The 12,177-nt window shown below is 61.7% G+C and carries 12 protein-coding genes; 5 read left to right on the top strand and 7 right to left on the bottom strand.

Going from position 1 to position 12,177, the window contains the following annotated elements:
- Positions 1-25 precede the first annotated feature (25 nt).
- Positions 26-1,096 carry an S-methyl-5-thioribose-1-phosphate isomerase gene (gene mtnA, locus JBE38_RS19110; protein WP_090366098.1) on the bottom strand — a complete coding sequence of 357 codons (1,071 nt, stop codon included), beginning with the start codon at positions 1,094-1,096 and terminating at the stop codon, positions 26-28.
- A 109-nt stretch (positions 1,097-1,205) separates the two neighbouring features.
- On the opposite strand from mtnA, the gene JBE38_RS19105 reads away from it, so the two are divergent.
- The 4 genes from JBE38_RS19105 (at position 1,206) to JBE38_RS19090 (ending at position 4,873) form a co-directional block, all read left to right on the top strand.
- On the top strand, positions 1,206-2,537 hold the full coding sequence (locus tag JBE38_RS19105) for a TRZ/ATZ family hydrolase (protein ID WP_205344881.1): 1,332 nt from the start codon (positions 1,206-1,208) through the stop codon (positions 2,535-2,537).
- A gap of 64 nt (positions 2,538-2,601) precedes the next feature.
- Positions 2,602-3,300, top strand: a complete 699-nt coding sequence (gene ubiG, locus JBE38_RS19100) for a bifunctional 2-polyprenyl-6-hydroxyphenol methylase/3-demethylubiquinol 3-O-methyltransferase UbiG (protein WP_060753204.1) — start codon at positions 2,602-2,604, stop codon at positions 3,298-3,300.
- A gap of 4 nt (positions 3,301-3,304) precedes the next feature.
- A complete protein-coding gene (mupP, locus tag JBE38_RS19095) occupies positions 3,305-3,976 on the top strand; it encodes an N-acetylmuramic acid 6-phosphate phosphatase MupP (RefSeq protein ID WP_060753203.1) in 672 nt (223 codons plus the stop codon).
- Between the two features lie 156 nt (positions 3,977-4,132).
- Positions 4,133-4,873, top strand: a complete 741-nt coding sequence (locus JBE38_RS19090; protein WP_060753202.1) for a YciK family oxidoreductase — start codon at positions 4,133-4,135, stop codon at positions 4,871-4,873.
- A gap of 128 nt (positions 4,874-5,001) precedes the next feature.
- On the opposite strand, the gene JBE38_RS19085 is transcribed toward JBE38_RS19090, so the two are convergent.
- The 6 genes from JBE38_RS19085 to JBE38_RS19060 are packed head-to-tail and all read right to left on the bottom strand — an operon-like array spanning position 5,002 to position 11,161.
- Entirely contained in the window at positions 5,002-6,516 is a 1,515-nt protein-coding gene (locus JBE38_RS19085) for an ABC transporter substrate-binding protein (RefSeq protein WP_060753201.1), read from the bottom strand.
- Positions 6,517-6,532: 16 nt separating this feature from the next.
- Positions 6,533-7,519 carry an oligopeptide/dipeptide ABC transporter ATP-binding protein gene (locus JBE38_RS19080; RefSeq protein ID WP_205344880.1) on the bottom strand — a complete coding sequence of 329 codons (987 nt, stop codon included), beginning with the start codon at positions 7,517-7,519 and terminating at the stop codon, positions 6,533-6,535.
- Positions 7,516-8,472: an ABC transporter ATP-binding protein gene (locus tag JBE38_RS19075; RefSeq protein WP_205344879.1), complete on the bottom strand. Its 957-nt coding sequence runs from the start codon at positions 8,470-8,472 to the stop codon at positions 7,516-7,518. The genes JBE38_RS19080 and JBE38_RS19075 overlap by 4 nt, the downstream gene beginning before the upstream one ends.
- Positions 8,469-9,326: an ABC transporter permease gene (locus tag JBE38_RS19070; protein WP_205344878.1), complete on the bottom strand. Its 858-nt coding sequence runs from the start codon at positions 9,324-9,326 to the stop codon at positions 8,469-8,471. Before JBE38_RS19070 ends, JBE38_RS19075 begins: the two co-directional genes overlap by 4 nt.
- Positions 9,323-10,270: an ABC transporter permease gene (locus tag JBE38_RS19065; RefSeq protein WP_090366104.1), complete on the bottom strand. Its 948-nt coding sequence runs from the start codon at positions 10,268-10,270 to the stop codon at positions 9,323-9,325. The genes JBE38_RS19070 and JBE38_RS19065 overlap by 4 nt, the downstream gene beginning before the upstream one ends.
- Before the next feature lie 3 nt (positions 10,271-10,273).
- Positions 10,274-11,161 (bottom strand): proline iminopeptidase-family hydrolase, encoded by an 888-nt coding sequence (locus JBE38_RS19060; protein ID WP_205344877.1) that lies wholly within the window; start codon positions 11,159-11,161, stop codon positions 10,274-10,276.
- A gap of 183 nt (positions 11,162-11,344) precedes the next feature.
- On the opposite strand from JBE38_RS19060, the gene JBE38_RS19055 reads away from it, so the two are divergent.
- Positions 11,345-12,109: a LuxR family transcriptional regulator gene (locus JBE38_RS19055; protein WP_090366107.1), complete on the top strand. Its 765-nt coding sequence runs from the start codon at positions 11,345-11,347 to the stop codon at positions 12,107-12,109.
- The last annotated feature ends 68 nt before the right edge of the window (positions 12,110-12,177 follow it).

Here is a 12,177-nt window from a genome sequence, read left to right as displayed (position 1 = left end):
GGGGCCAATCGGGGGCCATCCCTCGTCAATGCAGACGCTTGCGGCACATCAACTTCGCCAGCTTCGCCGCATCCGGCCGCTCGACGATGCCCTTTTCCGTCACGATCACATCGATCAGGTCCGCCGGCGTCACATCAAACACCGGATTGTACGTATCCACCTCTAACCACTGCCCGACGATGTCACGCAACTCGTCCGGATCACGCTCTTCCAGGGCGACATCCTCCCCCGTCGCCATCATCAGGTCGAGGGTGGAACTGGGGGCCACCACCATGAAGCGCACACCATGATGCATGGCGCATACCGCCAGCTGATAAGTGCCGATCTTGCCGATCACATCACCATTGGCGGCAATGCAGTCGGCACCGACGACGACCCAGGTCACGCCTTTGGTCTTGAGAATATGCGCGCCGGCGGAGTCGGCATTGACCGTCACCGGAACGCCCTCGCCCGCCAGTTCCCAGGCAGTCAGCCGCGACCCCTGCAGCCAGGGGCGGGTTTCGTTGGCGTAGACCTGCTCGACCAGCCCCTCCAGGAACGCCGCGCGAATCACCCCCAGCGCCGTGCCCACGCCGCCTGTCGACAAGGCACCGGCATTGCCATGAGTGAGGATCGCCTGGGCGTTGCCCTGGTGCCTGCGGATCCGTTCGACACCCAGTTGAGCCATGACCAGGTTGGCTTCCCGGTCGCTCTCATGAATCGCAATGGCCTCGGCCTCCAGCACCGCCAAAGGATCGGCAGGCTTTTTGAGGCGATCCAGGCGGTCACGCATACGCTGCAAGGCCCAGAACAAATTCGCCGCGGTGGGGCGCGAATCGGCTAACAGTGCGTAGTCCTCTTCCCACGCAGCCTGCCAGTCACCGCCCTCTGCGAGTCGAGAGCGGGCGGCCAGCACCAACCCATAGGCAGCACTGATGCCGATCGCTGACGCGCCCCGTACCACCATTGAGCGAATGGCCTGGGCCACCTCATCGACCGTGGTACAGGTTACCCAGCTTTCCCGGGACGGCAGCGCACGCTGATCGAGCAGATGCAGCGCGCCATCACGCCAATCGATGGCCTTTACTTTCTCGGCAGCCAACAGTCGGTCGCGCATCCCTTACCCCGCACTCATGAACAAAAGCCGCCGATTATAGCGATCCGCCAGCCAGGACGCTCGGGTATACTTCGCCCTTCTTTTATAGCTGCCTGGGAAGAAGCCCGCGATGACCGCCACTGCCGCCCCCCTCGACTTACTGTTACTGCCAAGCTGGCTGGTACCCGTCGAACCCGCCGGCGTGGTGCTCAAGGCACATGGCCTGGGCATTCGCGACGGGCGAATCGCTTTTATCGGGCCTCGCGAAGCCGCCTTGAAACTCGCCAGCAAAGAGACGCGTGAACTGCCGGGCATGTTGCTCAGCCCAGGCCTGATCAACGCCCACGGCCATGCGGCAATGAGCCTGTTTCGCGGCATGGCCGACGACCTGCCGTTGATGACATGGCTGGAAAAGCACATCTGGCCCGCCGAGGCCAAATGGGTCGACGAAGCCTTTGTCCGCGACGGCACCGACCTGGCCATTGCCGAGCAGCTCAAGGGCGGCATCACTTGCTTCTCCGACATGTACTTCTTTCCCAAGGTCGCCAGCGACTGCGTACACAACAGCGGGATGCGCGCGCAGATCGCCATTCCAATCCTCGACTTCCCGATTCCCGGTGCCGCCAGCGCCGATGAGGCGATTCGCCAGGGGATCGAGCTGTTCGGCGACCTCAAGCATCATCCGCGCATCAAAATCACCTTCGGCCCCCACGCGCCCTACACCGTGTGCGATGCGAACCTGGAAAAAATCCGCATAATCGCCGAAGAACTGGATGCTTCGATCCATATGCATGTACACGAAACCGCCTCCGAAGTGCTGCAGGCCGTGGACCAGACCGGGGAACGCCCATTGGCGCGCCTGGGCCGCCTGGGCTTGCTGGGCCCACGCTTCCAGGCCGTTCATATGACGCAAATCAGCGAAGATGACCTGGCTTTGCTGGTAGAAAGCAACACCAGCATCATCCACTGCCCGGAATCGAACCTGAAATTGGCCAGCGGCTTCTGCCCGGTGGAACGTCTGTGGCAGGCCGGTATCAATGTAGCAATCGGCACCGACGGCGCCGCCAGCAATAACGACCTGGACCTGCTGGGTGAAACCCGCACAGCCGCCATGTTGGCCAAGGCGGTCGCCGGGTCTGCCACCGCCCTGGATGCCCATCGCGCGCTACGCATGGCCACCCTGAACGGCGCCCGGGCCATGGGCCTGGAGAGCGAAATTGGCTCGCTGGAAGTCGGCAAGGCCGCCGACATGGTGGCCTTCGATCTGTCCGGCCTGGCGCAACAACCGATCTACGACCCGGTCTCACAGCTTATATATGCCACCGGGCGCGATTGTGTGAAACACCTTTGGGTCGCCGGCAAGCAGTTGCTCGACGACCGGCGATTGACCCGCATGAACGAACCGGAACTGGTCGCCTCGGCGATCGAGTGGGGCCGGCGCATCAGCGGACGAAACGAATAACGTCGGTTTTGAACCCCTGCGTTCAAAGCCTGCAAACCGATTTATCAGTTTTAGAGGATTCACCATGAGCAACGTCGACCACGCCGAAATCGCCAAATTCGAAGCCCTGGCTCACCGCTGGTGGGACCGCGAAAGCGAATTCAAGCCCTTGCACGACATCAACCCGCTGCGGGTCAACTGGATTGACGAACGCGTCAACCTGGCCGGCAAGAAAGTATTGGACGTCGGTTGCGGCGGCGGCATCCTCAGCGAAGCGATGGCCGTGCGCGGCGCCACCGTAATGGGCATCGACATGGGCGAAGCCCCGCTGGCTGTGGCTCAACTGCACCAACTGGAATCCGGCGTCAGCGTGGAATATCGCCAGATCACCGCCGAAGCCCTGGCCGAAGAGATGCCGGAGCAATTCGACGTGGTCACCTGCCTGGAAATGCTGGAGCACGTGCCCGACCCGTCTTCCGTGATCCGCGCGTGCTTTCGCATGGTCAAGCCGGGCGGCCAGGTGTTCTTCTCCACCATCAACCGCAACCCCAAGGCTTACCTGTTCGCGATCATCGGCGCCGAATACATCATGAAGCTGCTGCCACGCGGCACCCATGACTTCAAGAAATTCATCCGCCCCTCCGAACTGGGCGCCTGGAGCCGCCAGGCCGGGCTGACCGTCAAGGACATCATCGGCCTGACCTACAACCCGCTGACCAAGCACTACAAGCTGGCCAACGACGTTGACGTCAACTACATGATCCAGACCCTGCGCGAGGAGTAAGCCTGTGAAGTTGCGAGCAGTTCTCTTCGATATGGACGGCACCCTGCTGGACACCGCGCCGGACTTTATCGCCATCTGCCAGGCCATGCGCGCCGACCGTGGGCTGGCGCCGATCAATGACCAGCACATTCGCGATGAAATCTCCGGCGGTGCACGGGCAATGGTCGCCGTAACGTTCTCGATGGACCCGGAGTCGCCTGGTTTCGAAGAACTGCGCCTGGAATTCCTCGAGCGCTACCTCAAGGGCTGTGCAATCCACAGCAAACTGTTCGACGGCATGGGCGAGCTGCTGGATGACATCGAAAAATCCAAGCTGATCTGGGGTGTGGTCACCAACAAGCCGCTGCGCTTTGCCGAGCCGATCATGCAGCAATTGGGCCTGGCCGAACGTTCGGCACTGCTGATTTGCCCGGACCACGTGAAGAACAGCAAGCCGGACCCGGAACCCTTGATCCTGGCGTGCAAGATGCTCGACCTGGACCCGGCCAGCGTACTGTTCGTGGGCGATGACCTGCGTGACATCGAGTCCGGCCGCGACGCCGGCACCCGCACCGCAGCGGTCACATTCGGCTATATCCACCCGGACGATAACCCACGTCACTGGGGTGCCGATGTGGTAGTGGATCACCCGCTGGAACTGCGCAAGGTACTGGATAACGCGCTGTGCAGTTGCTGAGGCATGGCTGCCCCCTGTAGGAGCGAGCTTGCTCGCGAAAAACCTGAGAGCACCGCGTTTATCCAGAGACCACGCGCTATCGTTGACGTTTTTCGCGAGCAAGCTCGCTCCTACAGAAAGCATGCGGATTTCCTGTGAATTTTGTCGAGGTTGTTTATGTTTGATTACTCTGCACGACCGGACCTGCTCAAAGGCCGGGTCATCCTGGTAACCGGCGCCGGTCGCGGGATCGGCGCGGCGGCGGCGAAAACCTATGCCGCCCATGGCGCTACCGTGCTCCTGCTGGGCAAGACCGAAGCCAACCTGGCCCAGGTGTATGACGAAATCGAAGCCGCAGGCCAGCCTCAGCCGGTGGTGATTCCGTTCAACCTGGAGACCGCCCTGCCCCATCAATACGATGAACTGGCGGCCATGATCGAAAAGGAATTCGGCCACCTAGACGGCCTGCTGCACAACGCTTCGATCATCGGCCCACGCACGCCGATCGAGCAGTTGTCCGGCGAGAACTTCATGCGGGTGATGCACGTGAACGTCAATGCGATGTTCATGCTGACCAGTACCCTGCTGCCGCTGCTCAAGCTGTCCCAGGATGCCTCGGTGGTGTTCACCTCCAGCAGTGTCGGGCGCAAGGGGCGGGCGTATTGGGGCGCTTATGGCGTGTCGAAATTCGCCACTGAAGGTTTGATGCAGACCCTGGCCGATGAGTTGGAAGACATCGCTGCGGTCCGCGCCAACAGCATCAACCCCGGCGGCACACGCACGAGCATGCGGGCCCAGGCGTACCCAGGGGAGAACCCGATGGAACGGCCTGCACCGGAAGAGATCATGCCGGTGTACCTGTACCTGATGGGGCCGGACAGTGCCGGCATCAATGGCCAGGCGTTCGATGCGCAGTAACTGAAACGCCGGGAAAGCAAAATGTGGGAGATGGCTTGCTCCCGATGGCGGTGGGTCAGCAAAGAATTAACTGACTGACACACTGCTATCGGGAGCAAGCCCCCTCCCACATTTTTTTGCGGTGTTGTTTAGTTCTTCACCACCTCTTCGAGGGTGAAGCGGCCCAACGGGTTTTGCAGGAAGTTGCTCACATTCTTGCGTGAGATGTTGATGTACGGGCTGTAGTACAGGTCGATCCAGTTGACGTCCTGTTTCGCCAACTTCTGCAGTTCGACATACATCTGCTCACGCTTGGCCGGGTCCGCCTCGATACGTGCCGCCGCCACCAGGTCCTTGACCTTGTCGTTCTTGTAGCGGGTCATGTAGTTCTGGTTGGTGTCGTGGCCCAGGACGAAGGTGGTTTTCTGGTCCGGGTCGAGAATGTCGTTGGTCCAGTACATCACCGAGATATCGTAGTCACCGTCCACCAGCATCTGCCAGCTCTGGGTCGGGTCGACCTTTTGCAGGTTGGCGGTCACGCCGACCTTGGCCAGTTGGTCCTTGATGATCACCGCGATCTGCTCATCGGCTTCGTTGCCGGCATTGACCACGTAGTTGAGCTTCAAGTCCTTGGCGCCGGCCTGCTCCAACAGCTTCTTGGCCGCCGTCGGGTCGTACGGGCGCTGCAGGTTGTTGGCGTAGTGGTACAGCGAGCCTTTCGGGATGTAGGAATAGGCCACGGTGCCTTGACCGTAAGTAGCGGTCTTGACCAACGATTGCTTATCGATGGCCATGTCCAGCGCCTCGCGCACTTCCTGCTTGGCCAGCAGGCCGTGGGCGTGGTTGATCAGCAGGTGGTCTTCACGGGTAGACGGGTCGGAGTGGATCACGACGTTCGGGTCTTTTTTCAGCTCTTCCACCCGCGAAAACGGCACGAAGATCGCGGTGTCCAGCTCGTTGTTCTGCACCATGCGCATACGGGTGTTGTCATCGGTCACGGACACCCATTCCACGCCATCCAGGCTGACGCTCTTGGCTTGCCAGAAGTTCGGGTTTTTCTTCAGGATCACCCGATCGCCCTTGCGCCACTCATCCACGGTAAACGCGCCCGAGGTCACCGGTTTTTCCGAGTAGGCGTCTTCGCCCATCTGGGTCATGGCCTTTTCCGACAGGATCGAGACGGTCGGCGACGCCAGTTGCGAGAGGAAAGCCACGGCCGGTGTTTTAAGGGTCACCACCAGGGTCTTGGCGTCCGTCGCCTTGGCGGTATTGATCAGGCTGAACGGGTCGCTCCACAGCGAGGCTTTGTTGTCGCGGATACGCAACAGGCTGAACGCGGCATCGTCGGCGGTGATTGACGAGCCATCAGAGAACTTCGCATCACGCAGCTTGAACGTATAGGTCAGGCCGTCCTTGGAAATGTCCCAGCTTTCGGCCAGCCCCGGTTCCATCTTGGTGCCCAGGTTATCCACCCGCACCAGGGTGTCGTAGACGTTGGCGAATACCCAGGTGTCGCGGTTTTGCGCGCTTTTGATCGGGTCGAACGTGGTGCTGTCTTCACGGCAACCAATGGTCAGCACGCCGGCGGCGTGTGCCAACCCGGCTGTCAGGGACCACGCGGTGAGCGTAGCGGCGGCGAGCAACTTCAAGTGACGGGATTGCATGTCCATAACTCCTTGTTCATGAATGGCAGGAAAGGTTCAAGGGCTGTTCAAGCACGCAACTGTACCGATGCTCGTGCAGGAAATGGGTCGGCGGCAACACCACGGAACACTCCGTCCGGGCATGGCGGCAACGCGGGTGAAAGGCGCAACCGGCCGGTAAATTCAACGGGCTGGGCGGCTCGCCCGGCAGAAGCTGCGCAGGCAATGGCCGATGCGGGTCGATCTCGGGAATCGCCTCGATCAATGCCGCGGTATACGGATGGCGCGGCGCGCTGAACACCGCTTCCACCGGCCCTTCTTCGACGATCTTGCCCAGGTACATCACCGCCACGCGGTCGCACAGGCGCCGCACGATGGCCAAGTCATGGGCGATAAACAGGATCGCCAGGTTCATGCGCTGCTGCAGTTCCAGCAACAGGTTGATGATCTGGCCCTGGATCGAGACATCCAATGCCGCCACGCACTCATCGGCGATGATCAAGCGCGGCTCCACCGCCAGGGCGCGGGCGATACCGACGCGCTGGCACTGGCCGCCGCTGAGGGAGCCGGGCTTGCGGCTGGCCAGCTCGGGGCGCAGGCCGACCAGCTCGAGCAGTTCATCAACGCGGCGTGGAATCCCCGCCGGTGCGACTTTGCGCTGTACCCGCAGCACTTCGGCAAGGGTTTCGCCCACCGTGTGGCGCGGGTTCAGCGCGGCGTACGGGTCCTGGAAGATCATCGCGGTTTCATGGCGCAGGCGTGCGATGTCAATGGCGCTGCCGTGGGCCATGTCGATGCCATCGAACAATACCTGGCCGGCACTGATCGGGTTGAGGTGCAGGATCGCGCGCCCCAGGGTGCTTTTTCCGCTGCCGGATTCGCCCACCAAACCGAGGGTCTCGCCGGCGGCCAGGTTCAGCGAAACCCCGTTGACCGCCCTCACCCACTGTCGGTTCAAGCCGAACAACCCCGTACCGGATGCGGCAAAGCGCACCTCAAGATCCTTGACCTGCAACAGGCTCACGGACGGCCTCCCAATGGATAGTGACACGCCACTTGCGCGCCTTCGGGCAGCCGCTCGAAGCACAACGCGCCCACCTGCGGGCAACGCGGGTTGAAGCGGCAACCGTCCGGCAATGCATCCAGCAATGGCGGCTGGCCGGAGATGGTGCGCAGCAAGGCGTGGCCGCTGCTGTGGGCCGGCTGGCAATCGATCAGGCCGGCGGTGTAAGGGTGCTGCGGATGGGCCAGCAAGTCGTACTTGCTGCCGTGCTCGCACAGGCGCCCGGCGTACATCACGGCGATGGAGTCGCAGGTCTGCGCCACCACGCCCAGGTCATGGGTGATCATGATGATCGACAGGCCACGCTGGTCGCGCAGGTCCAGCAACAAGCGCAGGATTTGCGCCTGCACCGTCACATCCAGAGCGGTGGTCGGCTCATCGGCAATCAGGACTTTCGGGTTGCAGCCCAACGCCACGGCGATCATCGCGCGCTGGCGCATGCCGCCGGAAAACTCGTGAGGATAGTTGTCGACCCGCGCCTGGGGATCGGGAATGCCCACCTGACGCAGCACCTCGATCGCCTGCCGGCGGGCGTCTTTTTTCGATGCGCCTTGATGCAAGCGGATGCCTTCGCCTATCTGCTCGCCGATACGCATCAAGGGGTCCAGGTGGCTGCTGGGGTTCTGGAAGATCATCCCCAACTGACCACCCCGTACGGCACGCATCCCGGCGTCGTCCATTGACAACAAGTCCTGCCCGGCCAAGCGCACGCTACCGCCTTGCACACGCAGGCTGGGCGACGGCAGCAACCGCATCAGCCCGCGACACGTCAGGGTCTTGCCGGAACCGCTCTCCCCCACCAGGCCGAGGACTTCGCCTTCAGCCAGGCCGAAAGACACGCGATCAACCAGCGTGACATCCCGCCCGGCGTTATGCGCGATCACGCTGAGATCCTTGACCTGCAACAGGCTCATGAGCGATCCCCCAACACCTGCGCCACGCCATCGGCCAACAGGCTGAAGCCCATGGCCAGCGTCACAATGGCCAACCCCGGAAAGGTGCAGATCCACCACGCGGTGGTGATAAACGCTTGCCCTTCGGCCACCATCGTCCCCCACTCAGCCGTCGGCGGCTGCACGCCCAGGCCCAGGTAACTCACTGCGGCACCGTTGAGCAGCACCAGCACTGCGTCAGACATGGAAAACACGATCGAACCGAACATTGCGTTGGGCAGCAGGTGCCTGAACAGGATGCGCCCATGGCCGAAGCCCAGGCTCTTGGCGGCCAAGGCAAAGTCGCTTTCCTTGAGTACCAGGATCTGCGAGCGGATCAGCCGCGCATACGACACCCAGCCCACCAGCGCCATGGCGATATAAAAACTCTTCAGGCCCGGGCCGAGGATGGCCATGATCGCCAGCATCAACACCAGGAACGGGAATGCCAGGATCACGTCGATCACGCGCATGCAAAAGCTGTCGAAGCGCCCGCCGATATAGCCGGAAACCGCGCCGATGAATGTGCCGATCATGAATGGAAAAATCACCCCGACGACGGCCAGTTGCAGGTCGATGCGCGCGCCCCAGATCACCCGTGAAAGGATGTCTCGGCCGTAGTTGTCCGTGCCGAACGGATGGGCCAGGCTCGGCGCCAGCAAACTGAGGTCAGTGTGCTGCGCAATCGGGTCATACGGCGCAACCCAGGGTGCGCACAGCGCCAGGGCAAACCAGCCGAACAGTATCAACAGGCCCCACGCCGCAGTCAGCCGACCATTTCGAAAACCAAAACGCAGGCGCACGCGCCACGGAGCGATCAGTGGGCGACTGCTCATTGCATCTTCACTCGCGGGTCGAGGGCCACCGTCACCACATCGGCAAGGAAGTTGACCACCACCGTCGCACAGGCCAGCACCATGGCCACGCCCTGCACCACCATGTAGTCGCGGGTAAATATCCCGCGCACCAACAATTGGCCAATGCCCGGAATCGCAAACAGGCTCTCGATCACCACCGTGCCGCTGATCAGCCAGCCGATGTTGACGGCCAGCAGGTTGACCGCCGGCACCAGCGAATTGGGCAGCACATGCCGGCGAAATACGGCCGCCTCCGACAGTCCACGCGCGCGTGCAGCGGTGACGTGATCGGCCTGCAGCTCCATCAACATGCTCGCCCGCAGGTTGCGTACCAGCACCGCCGACAGCGCCAGTGCGATGGTCAGGCATGGCAGCAGCATATGGTGAGCCTTATCCAGCCAAGTCCGCCCATAGCCGGACACCGGGAACAAGCCCCACTGCACACTCAACAACAGGATCAACATCAAGCCCAGCCAGAATGCCGGCATGCCCAGGCCGACCGTCGTGAACACGCGGATCAGGTTGTCCACCCACCCGCCTTTATTGCGTGCCGCCAGCGTCGCCAGCGGCAGCGCAATCAGCAGCGCCAGCACCACGCTGCCCAGTACCAACACCAAGGTCGGTTCGATGCGGGTGACGATCAGCTTCAGGGCATCGACCTTGTACAACAACGACTGGCCGAGATCGCCCTTGAGCAGGTTCTTGAGGAAGTAGAAATATTGCAGCCACAGAGGCTGATCAAGACCGTACTGGGCGCGAATTTTCAGCAGCGCATCCGGCGTGCTGCGCGAGCCGAGCAAGGCCCGCGCCGGGTCGCCGGGAATGGAACGCACCAGCACGAAGGTGATCAGGCTGATGCCGAACAACACCGGCAGCAATTGCAGCGGCCGGGAGAGCACAAAGCGATAGCGCGCCAGGTTCATCCGTCAGCCTCGGTGGCGAGCGAGGAAGTCCAGCAACACCGGGAAGTACGCTTGGGGCTCCTCATAAAACGGCATATGGCTGCTGTTGGGAAAAACGTGCAACTCGGCGTGCCTGGCGGCTTGCTTCATGCGCATCGCGCAGGCCGGGGTCAGCTCGTCATGCTGGCCGGTGGTGATCAATATCGGCATCTTGAACCCGGCCATCTCGGGGATGCGGTTCCAGTCCTTGAGATTGCCGATATACAGGAACTCGTTTGGGCCTTGCATGGTTTCGTACGGGCCCATGTTCCAGTCGCCGAGGGAGCGCTTGACCGGCTCGGGCCATTCGTCCAGGCGGCACACGTGGCGGTAGTTGAGCAAGGTGATTGCCGCCTGGTACTGCGGGTGCTCGAGGGTGCCCATGGCTTCGTGGCGCTGCATCATGGCCACGGTTTCGCTGCCCAGGGCACCGCGCAGGCGGTCAAGCTCCTGGGACAGGTGCGGGATGTCGCCGACGGTGTTTTCCAGGATCAGGCTTTTCAGCGCATCGGGGTAGTGAATGGCGTATTCGATGCCCAGCCAGCCGCCCCAGGAATGCCCCAGCAAGTGCACACGGCCCAGGCCCAGGGTTTGGCGCACGGTTTCGACTTCTTCCACATAACGGCGGATTTCCCACAGGGAAACATCGGTCGGTCTGGCTGATGCGCCCGTGCCAAGCTGGTCGAATGCAACCACTCGCAGGTTATGGTCCTTGAGCCAGCCATGGGCGTCGCGCAAGTAATCACACGGCAAGCCGGGACCGCCGTTGAGACACAAGAGCACCTCATCGCCGTCCCCAAAGCTGTAGGCCACGAGGTTATGGCCATCGACTTGCACGTTGTACTGCTGGTCGGGGGCAATTTCACGCCACATGCATACATTCCTTGTGTTGTATCGGCCTGGCGGGTAGCGGCCGCTGATCAGGCCAACACTACCGAGGATGCCACGCGGCCATAACCTGGTATTTCTTATAGGTTTGGCCTGGCAGTCCTTCGCCGGGGCGTGGCATTCTACTTGCAGCAAGTCGAGATTCAAATGAATTCGGGAGCAGAACGGATGCTGGCCAAGCTGACCGCCTTCAATAATCGCCTCATGCCGGGCAGGAGCCTGGATGAACAGATGGACAACACTTTCATCCTCGCCCAACAATTGGGCTTCGATGCACTGGTGTATGACTACACCCCGGTGCCCATCGACCTCAATGGCACGCTCATCACCCCCTCGGTGCTGCAACTGCGCAACACGCCCAGCGACTGGCAGGCCTTGTGGTGCAGCGAAGGGTTTTACCAGATTGACCCGGTGCAGCATCTGGCACTGAGCACGGTGTCGCCGTTTGTCTGGTCCTACGAGGCAAAAGCCGAGACCGCCTTGCAGAAAATCATCGACCCTTGCCACGCGCCGGTATCGTCCTACCTGCATGAACAGCAACTGACCTGCGGGGTCAGCGTGCCTATTCATTTGCCCCGTGGCGGTTTTGCCTCCCTGACCGGCCTGCGCACCGGAAAGGCGCACACGGTGCTGAAGGATGCCCAGCAAACCCTGACGGATTTCAGCCTGATTACCCATGCCCTGCAGGAAGCGGCCTATCCGCTGTTCAGCAAGGAGCTACGCACCTACCCGCACATCCATTTGACCAAGCGTGAACGCGAGTGCCTGAAATGGGCCGCCGACGGCTTGACCGCCGCCGAAATCGCCAAGCAACTGAGCCGCTCATTGGCGGTGGTCACCCTGCACCTGACTTCAGCCATGCACAAATTGGGGGCCAAGAACCGTGTGCAGGCGGTGGTACGCGCCACCCATTACCGCCTGCTCGAAGATTGAGCCGTCGGCAAAAACCTATCTGTTTTGCTAGTTACCTAAATTTTGCGTGCAGACTATCGTGTCCCTGA

Source organism: Pseudomonas sp. ICBG1301 (genome assembly GCF_016918385.1).
Lineage (GTDB): Bacteria > Pseudomonadota > Gammaproteobacteria > Pseudomonadales > Pseudomonadaceae > Aquipseudomonas > Aquipseudomonas palleroniana.
Note: the sequence above shows the minus strand (reverse complement) of the source record. Positions and strands in the feature narration are given on the sequence as shown.

Bases quoted from the DNA above. Each gene is read 5' to 3' on its own strand.
- JBE38_RS19090 (WP_060753202.1), top strand. From the start codon at position 4,133: ATGTTTGATTACTCTGCACGACCGGACCTGCTCAAAGGCCGGGTCATC.
- JBE38_RS19075 (WP_205344879.1), bottom strand. From the start codon at position 8,472: ATGAGCCTGTTGCAGGTCAAGGATCTCAGCGTGATCGCGCATAACGCC.
- JBE38_RS19055 (WP_090366107.1), top strand. From the start codon at position 11,345: ATGCTGGCCAAGCTGACCGCCTTCAATAATCGCCTCATGCCGGGCAGG.
- JBE38_RS19085 (WP_060753201.1), bottom strand. From the start codon at position 6,516: ATGCAATCCCGTCACTTGAAGTTGCTCGCCGCCGCTACGCTCACCGCG.
- ubiG (WP_060753204.1), top strand. From the start codon at position 2,602: ATGAGCAACGTCGACCACGCCGAAATCGCCAAATTCGAAGCCCTGGCT.
- mtnA (WP_090366098.1), bottom strand. From the start codon at position 1,096: ATGCGCGACCGACTGTTGGCTGCCGAGAAAGTAAAGGCCATCGATTGG.
- JBE38_RS19060 (WP_205344877.1), bottom strand. From the start codon at position 11,161: ATGTGGCGTGAAATTGCCCCCGACCAGCAGTACAACGTGCAAGTCGAT.
- JBE38_RS19070 (WP_205344878.1), bottom strand. From the start codon at position 9,326: ATGAGCAGTCGCCCACTGATCGCTCCGTGGCGCGTGCGCCTGCGTTTT.
- JBE38_RS19105 (WP_205344881.1), top strand. From the start codon at position 1,206: ATGACCGCCACTGCCGCCCCCCTCGACTTACTGTTACTGCCAAGCTGG.
- JBE38_RS19065 (WP_090366104.1), bottom strand. From the start codon at position 10,270: ATGAACCTGGCGCGCTATCGCTTTGTGCTCTCCCGGCCGCTGCAATTG.